The following is an 18,483-nucleotide window of genomic DNA, read 5'->3' as shown; positions in this document are numbered from 1 at the left end:
GCTCTTTGGCTTGACTACTCAGGCTGCGCGCGCCAGCGACCCGTTGCCGGAACCTGCCGGATTGGCCTCCTCGACCATGCTCTTGAGTTTCTGGCTGGCGTGGAAAGTCACAACGCGACGCGCAGTGATGGGGATTTCTTCCCCGGTTTTCGGATTGCGGCCCGGACGCTGCGGCTTGTCGCGCAACTGGAAGTTGCCGAAACCGGACAGCTTGACCGCTTCGCCGCGCTCGAGCGCATTGCGGATTTCGTCGAAGAAGGTCTCGACCATGTCCTTGGCTTCGCGCTTGTTCAGGCCAACCTGCTCGAACAGCAGCTCGGCCAGCTCCGCCTTGGTCAGGGTCGGCAACTCCTTTTGGGCCGCCTGCCGCACCCTGTGGGCGGCGAGCGCTTCCTCGAGTACGACGGAGTCTAAGTCGTTGTTGTTAATTTTTAGCCCTACCTTCAGTTTTGGATGAGGATTCGATAAACCTACTGCGCGTCGCACTGGCGGCCTGCGATGCTCGCCGTACCTGAGTACGGCTGCGCTTCTCGGCCACCATTGCTTCCGCTCGCTACGGTTTCTCGAATCCTCTTGAGGCACGTAGCCCCTCATCGTTAGGCGCGCAGTCTGGCGCCGTGTTGTTGCGCCGCCGATGCCAGCGCGGCCATGATGGCCTCGACCGCATCGTCCTGGAGCGTCGATTGAGTATCTTGCAAGCCAAAGCGGAAAGCAAGACTTTTTTCATCTTGCTCCAAACCCTTGCCGCGATATTCATCAAATAAAACAACGGCTTGCACGAGTTTACCATACGCGTTCGACGCCAGCTCGGCCTTGAACGCGTCGAGCAGCACCTGTGCCGGAACGTCCTGTTTCACCACCAGGGCGAGGTCGCGGGTTGCGCCTGGGAACTTCGAGATTTCGGTGTAGGTCGGCACCACGCGCTCGCGCAGGGCTTCGGCATCGACCTCGAACAGCACCGGCGCCTGCGGCAGGTCGTACTTCTGCAGCCAGCGCGGATGCAGTTCGCCGATGAAGCCGATCACCTTGCCATCCAGTTCCACCTGGGCGCAGCGGCCCGGGTGCAGGGCCGGGTGTTCGAGCTTGGCGAAGCGCAGGCTGCGCGGCGCGAACAGCGCTTCGAGGTCGCCCTTGACATCGAAGAAGTCGACGGCGCGGGTCGGCATGCCCCACTGCTCGTCGCTGGCCGGACCGTAGGCGATCGCGGCGACGCGCTTCGGCTGGTCGAAACCGGCAATCGACAGCGGACCGTCGACGGCTTGCGGATTGCGGTGGAACACCGCGCCCACTTCGAATACGCGCACGCGGCCGGCCTTGCGATTGACGTTGTAGCGCACGTTGGCGACCAGGCTGCCGATCAGGTTCGAGCGCATCACGCTCATCTGGCTTGCGATCGGGTTCTGCAGGCGGATCGGATCGGTGTTGCCGGCGAAGTCGGCTTCCCACTGGCTTTCCACGAAGCTCATGTTGACCACTTCCTGGTAGCCGAGATCGGCCAGCTGGTGGCGGATCGCGAACAGCGAGCGCGTGTTTTCCGGCTCGATCAGCATCGCGCTCGGCGCGCTAGGGGGCAGCGCCGGAATGTTCTCGAAGCCGTACACGCGGGCGACTTCCTCGATCAGGTCTTCCTCGATCTCGATGTCGAAACGGTAGGACGGCGCGGTGACCGTGAAGCGGCCCGGCTCGCGCTCGAACGGCAGGCCAAGGCGGGTGAAGATGTCGGCCACGGTGTCGTCGTCGATCGCCACGCCGATGACCTTCTGCGCGCGTTCGGTGCGCAGGGTGACGGGCAGGCGCTGCGGGATGTTCACGATCTGGTCGTCGACCGGGCCGACCTTGGTGTCGGGCGTGCCGCAAATCTCGACGATCAGCGAAGTGATGCGCTCGATGCGCTCGCAGGTAGAAGCAAAGTCGACGCCGCGCTCGAAGCGGTGCGCCGCATCGGTCGAGAAGTTGAAGCGGCGCGCACGGCCCTGGATGGCGCCCGGCCACCAGAACGCGGCTTCCAGGTAAATGTCGGTGGTGTCCAGGGTGACGGCGGTGGAGTCGCCGCCCATGATGCCGGCCAGCGATTCGATTTCCTTTTCATCGGCGATCACGCCGACCCACTCGTCGACCTCGACGGTGTTGCCGTTCAGGAGCTTCAGCGACTCCCCCTTCTTGCCCCAGCGCACGTCGATGCTGCCGTGGATCCTGGCCAGGTCGAACACGTGCGAAGGCTGGCCGGTTTCCAGCATCACGTAGTTGGAGATGTCGACCAGGCTCGAGACCGAGCGCTGGCCGCTGCGTTCCAGGCGGCGCTTCATCCACTCGGGCGTGGCGGCGCGCGCGTTCAGGCCGCGGATCACGCGGCCGGTGAAGCGGCCGCACAGGTCCGGCGCGGACACTTTAACCGGCAGGACTTCGTCGATGCCGACCGCAACGATGCGCTGGGCCGGGAAGGTCAGCGGCGTGCCGGTCAGGGCCGACACTTCGCGTGCCACGCCCAGCACCGACAGGCAGTCCGCCTTGTTCGGGGTCAGCTTGATGGTGAACTTCTGGTCGTTCAGGCCCAGGTAGTCACGGATATTCTGGCCGACCGGCGCGTCTTCCGGCAGTTCCATCAGGCCGCTGCTCTCTTCGGAGATTTTCAGCTCCTTGGCCGAGCACATCATGCCCTGCGACTCGACGCCGCGCAGCTTGCCGACCTTGATCTCGAAGGGTTTGCCATCCGCACCCGGCGGCAGCACGGCGCCGGCCATGGCGCAGATCGCCTTCATGCCGGCGCGTACGTTCGGGGCGCCGCAGACAATATTCAGTAAAGTGCCGCTACCGACGTCGACCTGGCACACGTTCAGGCGGTCGGCGTTCGGGTGCTTGGCCACTTCCTTGACCTCCGCCACCACGACGTTCGAGAACGGCGGCGCGACCGCTTCCACTTCTTCGACCTCGAGGCCGGACATGGTGAGCAGGTGGGCCAGTTCGTCCGAAGTCATTTTCGGATCGACCATGGAACGGAGCCAGTTTTCGGAGAATTGCATATTAGTTTGCCTTATCGCTGCTTGTCTTTTATAAGAGTTTCTTCTTAATTGAACTGCTTCAGGAAGCGCAGATCGCCCTCATAGAAGAGGCGCAGATCGTTGATCCCGTAGCGCAGCATGGTGAGGCGTTCGAGGCCGGAGCCGAACGCGAAGCCGATGAATTTTTCCGGATCCAGGCCGAAGTTGCGCACCACGGTCGGGTGCACCTGGCCGGCGCCCGAGACTTCCAGCCAGCGGCCCTTCAGCGGGCCGGAACCGAAGGCGATGTCGATCTCGGCCGAGGGTTCGGTGAACGGGAAGTAGGACGGACGGAAGCGCACCTGCAGGTCGTCGGTCTCGAAGAAGGCCTTCACGAAGTTCAGGTACACGCCCTTGAGGTCGGCAAAGCTGATGTTCTCGCCGATCCACAGGCCTTCGACCTGGTGGAACATCGGCGAGTGGGTGGCGTCGCTGTCGACGCGGTAGGTGCGGCCCGGCGCGATCACCTTGATCGGCGGCGTGTGGGTGCGGGCATAGCGCACCTGCATCGGGCTGGTGTGGGTACGCAGCAGCAGCGGCTTGCCCTGGCTGTCGTTGCCCTCGATATAGAAGGTGTCCTGCATCGAACGCGCCGGGTGGTTTTCCGGGCTGTTCAGTGCGGTGAAGTTGGTCCAGTCGGTCTCGATCTCGGGGCCGTCGGCCACGTCGAAGCCGATCGAGCGGAAGATCTGTTCGACCCGCTCCCAGCTGCGCATCACCGGGTGGATACCGCCGGTCGAGCGGCCGCGGCCCGGCAGGGTGACGTCGATGCTCTCAGCGTTCAGGCGCGCCATCAGCTGGACGTTCGCCAGGTCTTCGCGGCGGGCGGTCAAGGCCTGTTCGATTTTTTCTTTGGCGGCATTGATCAGGGCGCCCTGCGCCTTGCGCTGGTCCGGATCGAGCTTGCCGAGGCCCTTCATCAGTTCGGTCACCTGGCCAGTCTTGCCCAGGTATTTCGCTTTTGCGTTTTCCAGCGCGGCGGCGTCTTGCGCGGCACTAAAATCGGATTGGGCCGAGACGACAAGTTCTTCCAGGGCGAGGTTTGCGAGATCCATGCTTGTTCTTTTCCTGTTCGATGGCGGGGAACGCCAGAAACAAAAACAGGGCATCGGTCGTGAAACCTTTGCCCCGTCCTTTGCGCGCCGGCGGTCTTTCAACCGCGCGACGCTGTACTTCTGCTTTGCAGGCTAGCGATTAAGCAGCCAGCTTTGCCTTGACGGTGTTCACGATAGCGGCAAATGCCGGCTTGTCGTTCACAGCCATGTCGGCCAGGACTTTACGGTCCAGTTCAATCGCGGCTTTCTTCAGGCCGTTCATGAATGCGCTGTAGGTCATGCCGTGCGAACGCGAAGCCGCGTTGATACGGGTGATCCACAGTGCGCGGAAGACGCGCTTCTTGTTGCGGCGGTCGCGGTATGCGTACTGGCCAGCGCGCATGACTGCTTGCTTGGCAATACGGAATACTTTGCTGCGGCGGCCACGATAGCCTTTTGCAAGCTCAAGAACCTTCTTATGACGGGCACGTGCAGTAACCCCACGTTTTACTCGAGGCATATTCGCTCCTTAGTGTGAGATTAAACAGCAGACGGCATCATGCGGTAGACGCTTTGGACGTCGGACGCATTGATGTTACGGGTGCCGCGCAGTTGGCGCTTGTTCTTGGTGGTCTTCTTGGTCAGGATGTGACGCTTGAACGCCATACCCGATTTGACGGTACCACCCGGACGCACGCGAAAACGCTTTTTCGCGGAGCTTTTGGTTTTCATTTTCGGCATAGTCTTCTGCCCTCTTAGAGGCAGCCTCATATGTAACAGGATTGCAGGTGGCAGCAACGCTGCTCTTGGATGCCTGCTTTCACTTGTTTCTGCAGCAGAAGCGAGTCCACTACAGTCTTGCATTCCTGCATCATTACGATACGGGAACCGCAGATTTTAGCATAGTTTTCGTTCCGTGGGCACAGCGTGCTCACGCCAAAAGCTTGCATATCGACAGCCCAGGCAGAATAGGCCAGGCCCGGGCAACAGGCGCACCTGCAGCCCGGGCCTGGCCCGGCTTAACTGTCTCAACGAGCGAAGTAGCTTATTTCTTCTTCTTCGGCGCGACCACCATGATCATCTGGCGGCCTTCCAGCTTCGGGAACTGTTCGACCTGGCCGTAGGGCTCCAGGTCGCCGCGCAGACGCTCCAGCATGCGCTGGCCGATGTCCTGGTGGGCCATCTCGCGGCCACGGAAGCGCAGCGTGATCTTGGTCTTGTCACCCTCTTCCAGGAACTTGATCAGGTTGCGCAGCTTGATGCTGTAGTCGCCTTCGTCCGTACCTGGACGGAACTTGATCTCCTTGACCTGGATGATCTTCTGCTTCAGCTTCGCTTCGTGCGCCCGCTTCTGCTCCGAATACTTGAACTTGCCGTAGTCCATCAGGCGGCAGACCGGCGGAGTCGCATTCGGGGCGATTTCCACCAGATCGACGTTCGCTTCTTCAGCCAGACGAAACGCTTCGGCCAGGCTCACAATGCCCAGCGGCTCGTTATCCACCCCGCTCAGACGCATTTCGGGATGGTTGATTTCGCCATTGATGCGATGTGACGACTTGTCAGTAGCTATGGTGTTTCCTTTAAAAGTTAATTAGATCGGGCCGTCTCAAGGCGCAAGAAAACTCACTTCGCCTTGGTTGCCACCTCGCTCTGGAGGCGTTCCAGCAGCGCATCGACGGACATGACGCCCAAGTCGACGTTGCCGCGCGCGCGAACGGCCACAGTATTGGCATCCCGCTCTTTATCACCGACAACTAAGATGTACGGCAGCTTTTGGACGGAATGCTCCCGGATTTTATAGGTAATCTTCTCGTTCCGCAAATCAGCGTGAACACGCAGGCCGGCCGCCTTCAGGCGGGCTTCCACTTCTTTCACATAGGAAGCTTGCGCATCAGAAATGTTCAAGATCGCCACCTGGACCGGCGCCAGCCACAGCGGCAGCGCGCCCGCGTAGTTTTCGATCAGGATGCCGATGAAGCGCTCCATCGAACCCACGATCGCGCGGTGCAGCATCACCGGCACCTTGCGGGTATTGTCTTCCGCCACATATTCGGCGCCAAGGCGGCCCGGCATCGAGAAGTCGACCTGCATGGTACCGACCTGCCACGGACGGCCGAGGCTGTCCTTCAGGTGGTACTCGATCTTCGGGCCGTAGAAGGCGCCCTCGCCCGGCAGCTCGGTCCACTCGACGCCGCAGCCGCGCAGGGCCGAACGCAGGGCTTCCTCGGCCTGGTCCCAGACCTCGTCGCTGCCGATGCGGTTTTCCGGACGCAGGGCGATCTTGACATCGATGTTCTCGAAGCCGAAGTCCTCGTAGACCTTCATCGCCTGGGCGTGGAAAGCCACGACTTCCGGCGCGATCTGCTCTTCGGTACAGAACACGTGGCCGTCGTCCTGGGTGAAGCCGCGCACGCGCATCAGGCCGTGCAGCGCGCCCGAGGACTCGTTGCGATGGCACTGGCCAAACTCGCCGTAGCGCAGCGGCAGGTCGCGGTAGGACCGCAGGCCGGCGTTATAGATCTGCACGTGGCCCGGGCAGTTCATCGGCTTGAGCGCATAGGTGCGGTTCTCCGACTCGGTGGTGAACATGTTTTCGCGATAGTTGTCCCAGTGGCCGGTCTTCTTCCACAGCGACACGTCGATGATCTGCGGGGCCTTGACCTCGTTATAGCCGGTCACCTGATAGGTATGGCGCATGTACTGCTCGACCTGCTGCCAGATCGACCAGCCCTTCGGATGCCAGAAGATCAGGCCCGGGGCCTCGTCCTGGAAGTGGAACAGGTCCAGCTGCTTGCCCAGCTTGCGGTGGTCGCGCTTCTCGGCCTCTTCCAGCATGTGCAGGTACTGCTCCTGCTCTTCCTTCCTGGCCCAGGCGGTGCCGTAGACGCGCTGCAGCATCTCGTTCTTCGAGTCGCCGCGCCAGTAGGCGCCGGCCAGCTTCATCAGCTTGAATACCTTCAGCTTGCCGGTCGAAGGCACGTGCGGGCCGCGGCACAGGTCGGTGAACTTGCCTTCCGAGTACAGCGACACGTCTTCGTTTGCCGGGATCGAGGCGATGATCTCGGCCTTGTAGTCTTCGCCGATGGATTTGAAATAGGCCACCGCCTCGTCGCGCGGCAGGACCTTGCGGGTCACCGGCTCGTCCTTCTTGGCCAGTTCGACCATCTTCTTCTCGATGGCTTGCAGGTCTTCCGGGGTGAACGGGCGCTTGTACGAGAAGTCGTAGTAGAAACCGTTGTCGATGACCGGGCCGATGGTGACCTGGGCTTCCGGGAACAACTCCTTGACCGCGTAGGCCAGCAGGTGGGCGGTCGAGTGACGGATCACGTCCAGGCCTTCCGCATCCTTGTCGGTGACGATGGCGAGATCGGCATCGCTCTCGATCAGGAAAGAGGTGTCGACCACCTTGCCGTCGACCTTGCCGGCCAGCGCGGCCTTGGCCAGGCTCGGGGCGATATTCTGCGCCACCTGGGCCACGGTCACCGGGCCCTCGAATTGACGGCTGGAGCCGTCCGGAAGTCGCACATTCAGCATCTTGATCTCCTGTTCGGCGCCGTCGCGCCCGCAAAGTTGGGATATGAGTTGAAAAATTTGAAACGAAAAATATTTGGACGAAAAAAAACGCGCACCAGGCGCGTTTTTATCAGTGTTGTCGAGCTTCTTGAGACAAAAGACCACCGTACCGCGTCTAGCGATTCCCCCACAACTCAGTTGTAGTTCGCGGTGTCATAACCGTCGGTGCCTTTCTCGCTCTTACTGAAGAGTATTCTGGTGGGCGGTGCAGAATTCGAATCTGCGACCCCTTGGATGTCGACCAAGTATTCTAACCAGCTGAACTAACCGCCCGTATGCCGCCATTATAGGGGGTCGGCTGCAGTTGTGCAAGGCAGCACGGATGATGGGCATCTTATGCGCACGCGTGAGGTTCGCGGATCGCAGCTGCCGCGTGGGCACGCAGTGCCCACCCTACATGTATACTGCCGCCTGTTCATCCTTATAACGCATCCCAATGTCCGACCAGTCCGCCTCCTCCGCCCACCTGCACGCCCACCTCGACGGCGACGCCCGCCATGGCCACGTCATCGAAGGCCGTAGCCAGGCCGCGATGGGGCTGGCGCTGGGCCTGACCCTGCTGTTCGCCGTGATCGAGGCGGTCACCGGCTTCTTCTCGAATTCGCTGGCCCTGATCTCCGACGCCGGCCACATGACCACCGACGCCGCCGCCCTCGGCCTGGCGCTGATGGCGCAATTGATTGCGCGCCGGCCGCCGTCGAGCCGCCACTCGTTCGGCTTCGTGCGCGCCGAGGCGCTGGCCGCTTTCGTGAACAGCCTGGCGATGCTGCTGCTGGTCGGCTGGATCGTCTACGAGGCGGCCAAGCGGCTGGCCCATCCGGAGCATGTGCGGGGCGGCACCGTGTTCGTGGTCGCTACGATCGGCGCCTGCATCAATATCCTGGTGGCCTGGGTGTTGTCGCGCGGCGAGCAGAGCATCAACACCCGCGCCGCCCTCGTCAACGTGCTGGGCGACCTGCTCGGCTCGGTGGCCGCGATCGCCGCCGGCGCCATCATCCACTTCACCGGCTGGCTGCGGATCGACCCGATCCTGTCGATCTTCGTGTCGCTGCTGATCCTGAAATCGACGTTCGGCGTACTGCGCGAGTCCTACCACTTCCTGATGGAAGGCGTGCCGCACCAGATCGACTACCTGGGCGTCGGCGCCGACCTGGCCGCCGTGCCCGGCGTGCTGTCGGTGCACGACCTGCACGTGTGGGACATGTCGCCGGGCGAGCCGGCCCTGATCGGCCACCTCGAGATTGCCGACCTGAACGCCTGGCCCGAGGTATTGCGCGCGGTGAAGGAGATGCTGCTGGCCAAGCATGGCATCGATCACGTGACCCTGCAGCCGGAGCCGCATAATCACTAAGAGATCGACACGGAGGACGCATGCAGACCCAACTCGACTTCCAGCAGATCGTGCAGGACCTGGGCGACGGCGTGATCGTGTGCGACGCCGCCGGCGTGATCGTGTTCTGGAACACGGCGGCAACGCGGATCTTCGGCTTTACCCAGGAAGAAGCGCTCGGCCGCTCGCTCGACCTGATCATTCCGAGCCGCCACCAGCAGCGCCACTGGGACGGCTTCCATCGGACGGTCGCCACCGGGAGCACGCGCTACGGCGGCGAGCTGTTGCGCGTACCGGCCCTGCACAAGGAGGGCCGGCCGCTGTCGGTCGCCTTCACGGTGGCCCTGCTGCACGCGCCGGGGACAGTGGAAAACAGGCCGGTAACGGGCATCGCCGCCGTGATCCGTGACGACACCGAGCGCTGGAAGGCGGAGCGCGCCGCGCGGGCCGACCTTTCCTCTTCCTAGTGCTTGTCAGCGCCCTCCGACCCCATGCCGGGGCGCACGCCGATAGGCCGAGCGATGGGTGGATGCCGATAATCGGCACATGCCTATCCAAGATCAAGTCTACGACTGCCTCATCATCGGCGGCGGCCCCGGTGGCCTGACCGCCGCCATCTATCTGCGCCGCTTCACCCGCAGCGTCGCCCTGGTCGACAAGGGCAACAGCCGGCTGCGCCTGATTCCCGTGTCGCACAACTATCCGGGCTTTCCGGAAGGCGTGCCGGGCAACGTCCTGCTCGGCAATCTGTCGGTCCAGCTGGAACGCTACGGCGGCAGCGTGATGCCGGGCGAGATCGTCGACCTGCGCATCGAGGACGGCCTGTTCGTCGGCGACTACGCCGCCGACGATGCGCCCGAGGGCGAGCTCACCCGGATCCGCGCCCACACCGTGCTGCTGGCCACCGGCGTCGCCGATGGCGGCCTGCCGATCGAGAACTGGCGCGAAGCGATCGCCTTCGGTTCGCTGCGCCTGTGCCCCGTGTGCGACGGCTTCGACGTGATGGACAAGCGCATCGCGGTCGCCACCGCCGACACCAACCCGGTCGGCCACGCCCTCTTCATGCGTACCTTCAGCGCCGACGTGACCCTGTTCGAACGCGGCTCGGCCTCGATGCTGAACGATGAAGACAGGCGCCGCCTGGATGCCGCCGGCGTGCGCCTGATCGAATCGCCGCTGCTGTCCGTCACCTTGGACGCGTCGATGAAGCCGGTGCTGCATACCGAGGACGGCGAGGACTATTCGGCCGACGTGTTCTACCCGATGCTGGGCGAGAAGGCGCGCTCGAACCTGGCCGCGAAGCTGGGCGCCCGCACCGCGCAATGCGAGGAATTGCTGGTGGACGCGCACCAGGCCACCAGCGTGCCGGGCCTGTACGCGATCGGCGACGTGACCGTGGGCCTGAACCAGATCGCGGTGGCGACAGGCGGCGCGGCCAGGGCGGCGGTGCGAATCCACAACCAGCTGCCGCCGGCGCTGCGCCGGCCGCCCATTCGGCCGTCCCCCCTTCGGCCGGCTTCCGGCGGTCCGGCGCAGGCGGGATGAACGGCTTCCTGACGGGCAAGGTGTCGATATAATAGTGTCAAGCCGCGCCCGCCCCGGACCGGCATGACAACGTCGACGAGCCCATGAAGAAGACCTTTCCGTCCCTGCTGCTGATCGCCTCCACCCTGTCCGGCGCCGCCTTCGCCGCCGATGATGCCGCCATCCTGAAATGCCGCGCCATGGCCGAAACCGCGAAGCGGCTGGCCTGCTATGACGCGATTCCGGTCGACTTCGCCGCTCCCCCTGCCGCCCGGCCCTCCGCACCGGCTGCCGCGCCGGTGGCGGCCGCCACTGCCGCACCGGCCGCTTCGACCGAGCAGAATTTCGGCCTGCGCCCGGTGGTCAAGAAGCAGAAGGTTGCCGAACCCTCGGCCATCCACAGCAGCGTGGTAGGCCGCTTCGACGGCTGGAGTCCGGGAACGGTCTTTACGCTCGCCAATGGACAGGTCTGGAAAGTCACCGACGATGCCGACGCCGTGCTGCCAATCATGCAGAACCCGAAGGTCGAGATCACGCGCGGCCTGCTGGGCGCCTACTTCCTGCAGGTCGAGGGCCATACCAACAGCGCAAGGGTGGCACGGGTCAGGTAAGGCCCGCCTCAGCCTTCCGACGCCAGCGCCATCCGGCGCCGTATCTGCTCCACGGCCTGCATATCGCCCGCCGCCTCGGCGCGCCGCTCCTGCACCCCCAGCCAGGCCAGCAGCGGCCTGCGCCAGCCCTGGTTCGACGCCGTGTCGACCGCATTCCCGATGTCCGCCGGGCTGATCCTGCCAGCCTTGAACAGGGCGCCGGCCGCCACCAGGCGCGCCAGCGGATCCTGCACGCCGGCCAGGCTGCCGCCGGTGACGACGGCGCGGTGCTGCTCGGGCAGCAGGCTGGCGTTCAGCCCCTGCCAGCGGCCCTCGAGGTAGGCCGCATAGGCCTGCTGGGCCGGGTTCGCGTCGCCCGCCACGGCCGCATAGCCGGGACAGTCGAATTCCAGGGCGGCCACGCGCGCCGCGCAGCGCACCAGCTCGGCCTGGGCCACGTTGTCGAAGCGACCGGTGCTGGCGGTGGCGCGGCGGGCGCGCACGAATTCGGCGTCGGCGGCGGCCGTGTCGCCATGCAGCCAGGCGTCGGTATAGCCTTCGAGTGCGCTCTTCGCGTTCGGCTGCCAGTCGGGCGGCTGGGGCTTGCTGGCGCAGCCGGCCAGGGCGATGGAAGCCATCGTCACGAACAACAAGGCGGTCTTCTTCATGGCAGCTTGATCTCCTCGTCGCGCTTGAACGGCCACTTGCGGTTGATTTCGTCGACCAGCCGGTTCACCTTGCGCAGGCTGGCGTCGACCTCGCCGCGCAGCCGGCCCAGGTCCTGGGTCGCCACCTTCGCATTCGCACCGACGGCCTGGGCCTCTACCAGCACGGCATCGACCTTCTGCAAGGTCGTGCGGGCGTCGCCCAGGACGCCGTTCAGCTGCCGGACCGCGGCCTGGGTATCGTCCATCACGCCGTTCTTGCCGAACACGCGCTGGTCGGTCTTGGCCAGAATGGCGTCGACCCGCTGCAAGGTCTGCAGCAGCTTCTTCGCTTCCTCGTCGCCGCCGAGGGCGGTGCCGAGCACGCCGTATTTGCCGGTCAGGCGGCCGCTGAGGGTCTCGACGTTGGTCAGTGTGTTGCCGATCGCGGAATCGGGGCGGGTCATGGCTTCCAGGTTCTCCAGCAAGGTGTGGGCGGTGGAGAGCAGGCGCGGGATCTCGGCGGCGGCGTCGCCGCGCAGCACCGGGCGCTGGGCCTTGTCCGGCAACGGCGGGTCGGTCAGGATGCCGCTGTAGGCGCGCAGCCGGGTCTGGCCGACCACGCTGGACTCCAGGGTGAACACGCTGGTGGTGCGCAACCATTTGGCGTCATCCTTCGGGATGTCGACCAGGATGTTGACCTTGCCGTCCTGGCCGAGGTCGACCTGGCGCACGCGCCCGATCGGAAAGCCGGCGAAGCTCATGTCCATGCCGGGGATCACGCCCTCGGAATTGTCGGTCACCAGCACCAGGCGCTGGGTGGGCTCGAACACGCCGCGCGCGTACATCACGTACACGAAGAAGGCGATGATCAGGGCGCCGATCACGATCAGCAGGATCAGCGCCTTCGCCTCCACGTGTTTCGGTTCGTCGGGCGGGTTGGCGGAAATGGGGTCGGCCATGCGGGGTCCTTGGTTCCTTGTTTTCTTTCAGATGTATTTCACGGCCAGCGAACTGGCCTCGATCAGCAGCAGCACGAACAACAGGCGCAGCGCGCCCGGCTGCACATTGCTGCGGTGGCGGCGACGGTGGCGCAGCATGTCCAGGATGGCCGCGCTCGGGATCACGGCCACGGCCAGCCCGAACAGCACGGTCTTGAACACGAAGCCGAGGGTCACGGTCGGATCGAACACGCGGCCCACCGTGCGGGTGTAGTCGGACAGCCCCCACGGCGACACGCCGTACACGTTCAGGTAGGCCAGCACCAGCACGATCACGCTGCTGACCATGGCCAGGCTCAGCACCGAGAAGGCGTTCGCGATCACCTGCGGCACCAGGTCGTGGCGCACGCGGCGCAGAGTCGACTCAAGCGCGTCGCCGGTTGCCACGCCGCTGGCCGCCAGCCCCATCGCATTGGCGTCGAAGGCCATGCTGGCGCGCAGGGCCGCGAACATCGCCGCCGACAGCGGGAGCAGTTCCAGCACCAGCACCCGCACCATCATCTCCAGCGCGAAGCCGGACAGGCCGTAGCTCTGCGCCGTCACCAGCACGATGCGGATGATGACGAGGCTGATCAGGGCCGTCAGCACGGTGAACCAGGGCAGCACCGCCCAGGTGCTGGCGTAGATGTAGCGCGAGGTCGCGAGCCGGTTGCCGCGGTGCCAGATGGACGGCGACATCGCCATCACCAGCGCGACGGCGCCCAGGTGCAGCATGGCCCACCAGCTGCCCAGGTAGCGCGCGATGCGGGCGCCCCAGTCGCGCGGCTTGATGTAGAGGAAGGACGAGAGTGGCATATTTACATGATACATTTTTCGGCATGCGGCACGTCGGGACGTATCACATCGTAGGGTGGGCGCGGCCGGCGCAGGCGCTCCGCGCCCACGCGACCGTTTGCGTCACGCCTGCTTACGCGTGGGCACGGCGAGCCCACCCTACGTGCGTCGTGCCTCCTGCACGCCGCTCACTTCCCCGATCGCGGCCAGGGCTTTCTGCAGCTGCCCGGTCGATCCGATCTCCGCCGTGAACACCATGCGCGCGAAGCCTTTCGCGCTTTGGGTGTTCACGCCGATCACGTTGATCTTCTCGCGCGCCAGCACCTCGGAGATGTCGCGCAGCAGGCCCTGGCGGTCGGAGGCCAGGATGAAGATGTCGATCGGATAGACGGTCTCCTTGTCGGCGCGGCCCCACTCGGTCTCGATCACGCGTTCCGGCGCCTTGGACGCCATCTCACCGAAGTTCTTGCAGCTGGCGCGGTGGATCGACACGCCCTTGCCGCGCGTGACGAAGCCGACGATCGGGTCCGGCGGCGCCGGCTTGCAGCACTTGGCCAGCATGGTCAGCATGCCTTCGGTGCCGACCACCAGCACGCCGGACTTGGCGCCCTGCTCCACGCTCGAGGCGCGGCTCTTGTTGACCACCGCAGTGTCTTCCTGCGGCGGGCTTTCTCCCGGATCGTGCAGGGCGGCTTCGACGTGGCGCAGGCTGAACTTCTCCTTGCCGACCGCAATGAACAGGTCGTCGACCTTGGCGAAGCCCAGCTTGTGCGCCAGCGCCTCCAGGTTGACCGCGGTCTTGCCTTCGCGCTGCAGCGATTTCTCGACCAGGGCGCGGCCATGCGCCAGCGTCTCGGCCAGTTCCTGGGCGTGGAACCAGGCGCGGATCTTGGTGCGGGTGCGGCTGCTGACGGTGTAGCCGGGGCTGAGCCAGTCGCGCGAGGGTCCGGCGCTGCCGGGCGCGCCCTTGGCGGTGATGATCTCGCAGGTCTGGCCGTTCTTCAGCGGCGTGTTCAGCGGCACCATCACGCCGTCGATCTTGGCGCCGCGGCAGCGGTGTCCGACCTCGCTGTGCAGGTGGTAGGCGAAGTCGATCGGGGTCGCACCCTGCGGCAGCTCGATCACGCGCGCCTGCGGGGTCAGCACGAAGATGCGGTCGTCCAGGGTGGTGGACTTCAGCTTCTCGACCCACTCGCGCTGCAGTTCTTCCTGGTCGCCGCCCGTCATGGCGTCGGCGACTTCGCTGTTCCAGGCCAGCAGCTGGCGCAGCCAGGCGATCTTCTCGTCGTACTGCTGGCTCTTGAAGTTGGAGCCGCCCTCCTCCTTGTAGCGCCAGTGCGCGGCCACGCCGTATTCCGCGAAGTTGTGCATCTCCTGGGTGCGGATCTGCACCTCGAGCGGACGTCCGTCGTCGGCGGTGACCACCGTGTGCAAGGACTGGTAGCCGTTCGCCTTCGGGCGCGAGATGTAGTCGTCGAACTCCTTCGGGATCGGGGTCCAGATGTTGTGGATGACGCCCAGCACCGTGTAGCAGGTCTTGACGTCCGGGACGATCACGCGGAAGGCGCGCACGTCATACAGCTCGCTGAAGTCGAGCTCCTTGCCGCGCATCTTCTTCCAGATGCTGTAGATGTGCTTCGGCCGGCCGCTGACTTCGGCCTTGATGCCGGCCGCGGACAGCTCCGCCTGCAGGCGCTCGATCGAGGATTGCACGAAGCTCTCGCGCAGCATGCGCTTCTCTTCGAGCATCTTGGCGATGCGCTTGTAGGTGTCGGGCTCCATCATCCGGAACGACAGGTCTTCCAGCTCCCACTTGAGCTGGAAGATCCCAAGACGGTTGGCCAGCGGGGCATACAAATCCAGCACTTCGCTGCCGTAGTTGCGGGTCAGCTCGTCGAAGCGCTTCTGCTCCGCGAAATAGCGCAGGGTCGTCACGCAGGAGGCCAGGCGCACCAGCACCACCCGCATGTCGGAGGCCATCGCCAGCAGCATCTTGCGCAGGGTTTCCACCTGCGCCATGGCCTGCTGGGCGGCGTTCTTTCCGCGGCCGACCGGGGCCTGGGTGGCGGTCAGGTCGCGCAGGCGGATCAGCTGGTGCACGCCGTGCACCATGTCGGCGACTTCCTTGCCGAAGCGTTCCTCGAGCTTTTCGGCGATCAGCGGTTCGACCAGGCAGAGCTCGAACAGCAGGCCGGCGATGCGGGTCTCGGCGTCGCTGCGCAGCACGGCGAGCGTGCCCGCCACACCGAGCGAGAATTCGAAGGCGCTCTGGCCGGAGGCGGCATGACGCTCGCCATAGGCCTCGGCGGCGAAATCCAGCGCCGCCTGCACCCGCGTGCAATCGTCCTTGCCTAAACCGTGGACGAGCTGGGTGGTGGCGTCGCCGAGCGCGGCAATCGATACCATACGGCTTTCTTACGCCTGGGCGGCGACGACCACGATCTCGACCAGGCAGGCGGGATTCGCGAGCTTCGCCTCGACGGTGGCGCGCGGCGGGGTGTGGCCCGGCACGACCCAGGAATCCCAGACTTCGTTCATGCCCGGGAAGTAGCTCATGTCCGAGATGTAGATCTGGCAGCTCAGGATGCGGGCCTTGCTGCTGCCGGCTTCGTTCAGCAGGCGGTCGACGTGGCCCAGCACTTCGCGGGTCTGGCCGACGATGTCCTGGGTGGTGTCCTCGGCGATCTGGCCGGCCAGGTAGACGGTACCGTTGTGGATGGCGGTTTCGGACAGGCGCTTGCCTACGTGCAGACGTTGGATTTCCATGTGTGTTCTACCTTTTGATTTAAATAAGTTATTCGGTGCTCAAAAAATCCCTGACGATGGCGATCTGGTTCGCGTGCATCAGGGTCGGCGCATGGCCGACGCCGGGGATCTCCGCCAGTATCGGCTTCGGTCCGCGGCGCGTCATTTCTTCCGCTGTCGCGCGCGACAGCAGGTCGGACAGCTCGCCGCGCAGCAGCAGGGTCGGGCAGCGGATCGCATCGTAGGCGGCCCACAGCGCGGCCTGGTCCTGCTCGGCGCGTTCCGGCGTGATCGCGGCGAAGGGCCTGGCCAGGCCGAGATCGTAGTGGCGCACCCATTCGCCGCCGGATTCCTGGACCAGCACGTCGCTGGCCAGCTTGTGCCATTCGGCGTCGCTGTGCGGGCCGAAGGAGCTCGACACATCCTTGACGAAGCGCGCGCCGGCCTCGAAGTTCGGGAAGCGCAGGTCCTGGCCGATGTATTCGCCGATGCGCGCCATCGCGGCCGGGTCCAGTACCGGGCCGATATCGTTCAGCACCAGGCGGCGGATCGGGCTGTTGTCGAAGGAAGCCAGGATCATGCCGATCAGGCCGCCCATCGAAGTGCCGACCCAGTGCACGGCTTCGTCCTCATCGTTTGCCGTCACGCGGGCGATCAGGGTCACCATGTCGGCCACATATTGCGGCACCACGTAGAGATTCGGGTCGCGCAGGCGCTCCGACCGTCCGCGGCCGGCCACGTCCGGGCAGACCACGCGGTAGCGGTCGCTCATGGCATCCGCCAGCGCGTCGAAGTCGTCGGCCACGCGGGTCACGCCATGCACGCAGACCAGCACGCGCGGGTTGGCGGGATCGCCCCACTCCTTGTAGGCCATGCGGTGCAGGCCGGCCGGCGAACTGCATTGCACGCTCTTCAGCCTCGGTTCGCCCATGCCCTGCCTCCTCTCGATTCGTGATGTCTGAACGGCCGCCAACATTTTAACCGGCTAAGCGATTAGAATTCTACCAAGTCCGCGACGCATCACTTCACGATCACCATTTTCTGAGAAGAGGAAGCAATGAAATCAACCATGTTAAGCGGCAAGACCGCCCTCGTGACCGGCTCGACCTCGGGCATCGGCCTGGGCATCGCGCGCGCGCTGGCCGAACAGGGCGCGAATATCGTGTTCAACGGCTTTGGCGACGCCCAGCAGATCGAGAAGCTGTACACCGATATCGGCCAGGAATTCGGCGTGCGCACCGCTTACCACAATGCCGACATGTCCAGGCCGGAACAGATCGAGGCCATGATGGCCTTCGCGGCCGAGAAATTCGGCGGCGTCGACATCCTCGTCAACAATGCCGGCATCCAGCACGTCGCCAACGTCGACGAATTCCCGGTCGAGAAATGGGACGCCATCATCGCCATCAACCTGACCTCGGCCTTCCACACCAGCCGCCTGGCCCTGCCGGGCATGAAGCAGAAGAACTGGGGCCGCATCATCAACCTCGCTTCGGTGCACGGGCTGGTGGGCTCGGCGGGCAAGTCGGCCTATGTGGCGGCCAAGCACGGCCTGGTCGGCTTCACCAAGGTGACGGCGCTGGAAAACGCCCACACCGGCGTCACCTGCAACGCGATCTGCCCGGGCTGGGTCCTGACCCCGCTGGTGCAGAAACAGGTCGACGACCGCGCCGCCCGCGAAGGCGTCTCGAACGAAGCGGCCAAGAAGGCCCTGCTGAGCGAGAAGCAGCCGTCCGGCGAATTCGTCACTCCCGAGGAACTGGGCGCGCTGGCCGTGTTCTTCTGCTCGCCGGCCGCCGACCAGGTGCGCGGCGTGGCGTGGAATATGGATGGCGGCTGGGCGGCGCAGTAATCTCCTTCCCGCGATTCCCTCCTCCGGCGGCGCCTCCTGTGCCGCCGTTTTCATTGGCTGTGTTCGCGTTATTTCGGTCATTGCGCCATGTAGCTGAGCTGGACGGCGGCTTGCAGCAGATGCCGGGGCGTCGCCAGACGCCGCGCATCCAGCATGCGCTGCCAGCCCGAATAATTGATCAGGTAACGGCTTGCCACGCCGCGAAACCGCACCAGCCAGCTCTTGAACCGGCTATGCCAGCCGTTCACGTTTTGCACGTGGATCGCGCCGCGTGTGCGCTCTCGCGCCTGCACGTTCACCCACGCATGCGTGATACCTGAGCGCGCGGCGAAGCGGCGATCAGCGAGCCGAGGTCCGCAGCCTGGCGCTGGAGATCAA

At 64.7% G+C, this 18,483-nt stretch carries 19 protein-coding genes, 1 tRNA gene and 1 pseudogene; 6 read left to right on the top strand and 15 right to left on the bottom strand.

Annotated elements, in window-relative coordinates:
- Positions 1-18: 18 nt before the first annotated feature.
- The 3 genes from AC1DOP_RS02105 to pheS form a co-directional block, all read right to left on the bottom strand.
- Positions 19-429: an integration host factor subunit alpha gene (locus AC1DOP_RS02105; protein ID WP_441934460.1), complete on the bottom strand. Its 411-nt coding sequence runs from the start codon at positions 427-429 to the stop codon at positions 19-21.
- A 167-nt stretch (positions 430-596) separates the two neighbouring features.
- Positions 597-3,020: a phenylalanine--tRNA ligase subunit beta gene (pheT, locus tag AC1DOP_RS02100; protein WP_441934306.1), complete on the bottom strand. Its 2,424-nt coding sequence runs from the start codon at positions 3,018-3,020 to the stop codon at positions 597-599.
- A gap of 44 nt (positions 3,021-3,064) precedes the next feature.
- On the bottom strand, positions 3,065-4,093 hold the full coding sequence (gene pheS, locus AC1DOP_RS02095; protein WP_441934304.1) for a phenylalanine--tRNA ligase subunit alpha: 1,029 nt from the start codon (positions 4,091-4,093) through the stop codon (positions 3,065-3,067).
- On the opposite strand from pheS, the gene AC1DOP_RS02090 reads away from it, so the two are divergent.
- Entirely contained in the window at positions 4,092-4,229 is a 138-nt protein-coding gene (locus AC1DOP_RS02090; RefSeq protein WP_477249507.1) for a hypothetical protein, read from the top strand. The genes pheS and AC1DOP_RS02090 overlap by 2 nt on opposite strands.
- A gap of 3 nt (positions 4,230-4,232) precedes the next feature.
- Here the strand turns inward: AC1DOP_RS02090 and rplT are convergent, their stop codons facing one another.
- The 5 genes from rplT to AC1DOP_RS02065 form a co-directional block, all read right to left on the bottom strand.
- Positions 4,233-4,592 (bottom strand): 50S ribosomal protein L20, encoded by a 360-nt coding sequence (rplT, locus tag AC1DOP_RS02085; RefSeq protein WP_036228505.1) that lies wholly within the window; start codon positions 4,590-4,592, stop codon positions 4,233-4,235.
- A 20-nt stretch (positions 4,593-4,612) separates the two neighbouring features.
- Complete coding sequence (gene rpmI, locus AC1DOP_RS02080) at positions 4,613-4,813, bottom strand: 50S ribosomal protein L35 (protein ID WP_036228503.1); 201 nt, start codon at positions 4,811-4,813, stop codon at positions 4,613-4,615.
- Between the two features lie 304 nt (positions 4,814-5,117).
- Positions 5,118-5,642 carry a translation initiation factor IF-3 gene (gene infC / locus AC1DOP_RS02075; protein ID WP_441934458.1) on the bottom strand — a complete coding sequence of 175 codons (525 nt, stop codon included), beginning with the start codon at positions 5,640-5,642 and terminating at the stop codon, positions 5,118-5,120.
- Positions 5,643-5,695: 53 nt separating this feature from the next.
- Positions 5,696-7,606 (bottom strand): threonine--tRNA ligase, encoded by a 1,911-nt coding sequence (gene thrS, locus AC1DOP_RS02070; RefSeq protein ID WP_477249504.1) that lies wholly within the window; start codon positions 7,604-7,606, stop codon positions 5,696-5,698.
- 235 nt (positions 7,607-7,841) lie between these two features.
- Positions 7,842-7,918 (bottom strand) — tRNA-Val (locus AC1DOP_RS02065).
- Between the two features lie 163 nt (positions 7,919-8,081).
- Here AC1DOP_RS02065 and AC1DOP_RS02060 point away from each other — a divergent pair.
- From AC1DOP_RS02060 to AC1DOP_RS02045, 4 genes are all read left to right on the top strand, one after another.
- Positions 8,082-8,996: a cation diffusion facilitator family transporter gene (locus AC1DOP_RS02060; protein ID WP_477249503.1), complete on the top strand. Its 915-nt coding sequence runs from the start codon at positions 8,082-8,084 to the stop codon at positions 8,994-8,996.
- 20 nt (positions 8,997-9,016) lie between these two features.
- The gene (locus tag AC1DOP_RS02055) at positions 9,017-9,442 is read left to right on the top strand and encodes a PAS domain-containing protein (protein ID WP_477249500.1); all 426 of its coding nucleotides are present in this window, start codon (positions 9,017-9,019) and stop codon (positions 9,440-9,442) included.
- Positions 9,443-9,521: 79 nt separating this feature from the next.
- Entirely contained in the window at positions 9,522-10,520 is a 999-nt protein-coding gene (locus AC1DOP_RS02050) for an NAD(P)/FAD-dependent oxidoreductase (RefSeq protein ID WP_477249498.1), read from the top strand.
- Positions 10,521-10,603: 83 nt separating this feature from the next.
- Complete coding sequence (locus AC1DOP_RS02045) at positions 10,604-11,110, top strand: hypothetical protein (RefSeq protein WP_477249496.1); 507 nt, start codon at positions 10,604-10,606, stop codon at positions 11,108-11,110.
- Between the two features lie 8 nt (positions 11,111-11,118).
- Here the strand turns inward: AC1DOP_RS02045 and AC1DOP_RS02040 are convergent, their stop codons facing one another.
- The 6 genes from AC1DOP_RS02040 to AC1DOP_RS02015 form a co-directional block, all read right to left on the bottom strand.
- Entirely contained in the window at positions 11,119-11,757 is a 639-nt protein-coding gene (locus tag AC1DOP_RS02040; RefSeq protein ID WP_477249494.1) for a YajG family lipoprotein, read from the bottom strand.
- Positions 11,754-12,695 (bottom strand): MlaD family protein, encoded by a 942-nt coding sequence (locus AC1DOP_RS02035; protein WP_441934289.1) that lies wholly within the window; start codon positions 12,693-12,695, stop codon positions 11,754-11,756. Before AC1DOP_RS02035 ends, AC1DOP_RS02040 begins: the two co-directional genes overlap by 4 nt.
- A 27-nt stretch (positions 12,696-12,722) precedes the next feature.
- Positions 12,723-13,529: an MlaE family ABC transporter permease gene (locus AC1DOP_RS02030; RefSeq protein ID WP_441934287.1), complete on the bottom strand. Its 807-nt coding sequence runs from the start codon at positions 13,527-13,529 to the stop codon at positions 12,723-12,725.
- A 138-nt stretch (positions 13,530-13,667) separates the two neighbouring features.
- A complete protein-coding gene (locus AC1DOP_RS02025) occupies positions 13,668-15,914 on the bottom strand; it encodes a RelA/SpoT family protein (protein ID WP_477249491.1) in 2,247 nt (748 codons plus the stop codon).
- A gap of 9 nt (positions 15,915-15,923) precedes the next feature.
- Positions 15,924-16,274: a RidA family protein gene (locus AC1DOP_RS02020; protein ID WP_441934283.1), complete on the bottom strand. Its 351-nt coding sequence runs from the start codon at positions 16,272-16,274 to the stop codon at positions 15,924-15,926.
- 28 nt (positions 16,275-16,302) lie between these two features.
- Positions 16,303-17,184: an alpha/beta fold hydrolase gene (locus AC1DOP_RS02015; RefSeq protein ID WP_441934281.1), complete on the bottom strand. Its 882-nt coding sequence runs from the start codon at positions 17,182-17,184 to the stop codon at positions 16,303-16,305.
- 126 nt (positions 17,185-17,310) lie between these two features.
- Between AC1DOP_RS02015 and AC1DOP_RS02010 the strand changes: the two genes are divergently transcribed.
- The gene (locus AC1DOP_RS02010; protein WP_441934279.1) at positions 17,311-18,105 is read left to right on the top strand and encodes a 3-hydroxybutyrate dehydrogenase; all 795 of its coding nucleotides are present in this window, start codon (positions 17,311-17,313) and stop codon (positions 18,103-18,105) included.
- A 77-nt stretch (positions 18,106-18,182) separates the two neighbouring features.
- Here AC1DOP_RS02010 and AC1DOP_RS02005 read toward each other — a convergent pair.
- Positions 18,183-18,368 (bottom strand): annotated as a pseudogene (locus tag AC1DOP_RS02005) (IS1595 family transposase); the annotation flags it as partial.
- Between the last annotated feature and the right edge of the window lie 115 nt (positions 18,369-18,483).

This window comes from Massilia sp. 01N410 (assembly GCF_056399665.1).
Note: the sequence above shows the minus strand (reverse complement) of the source record. Positions and strands in the feature narration are given on the sequence as shown.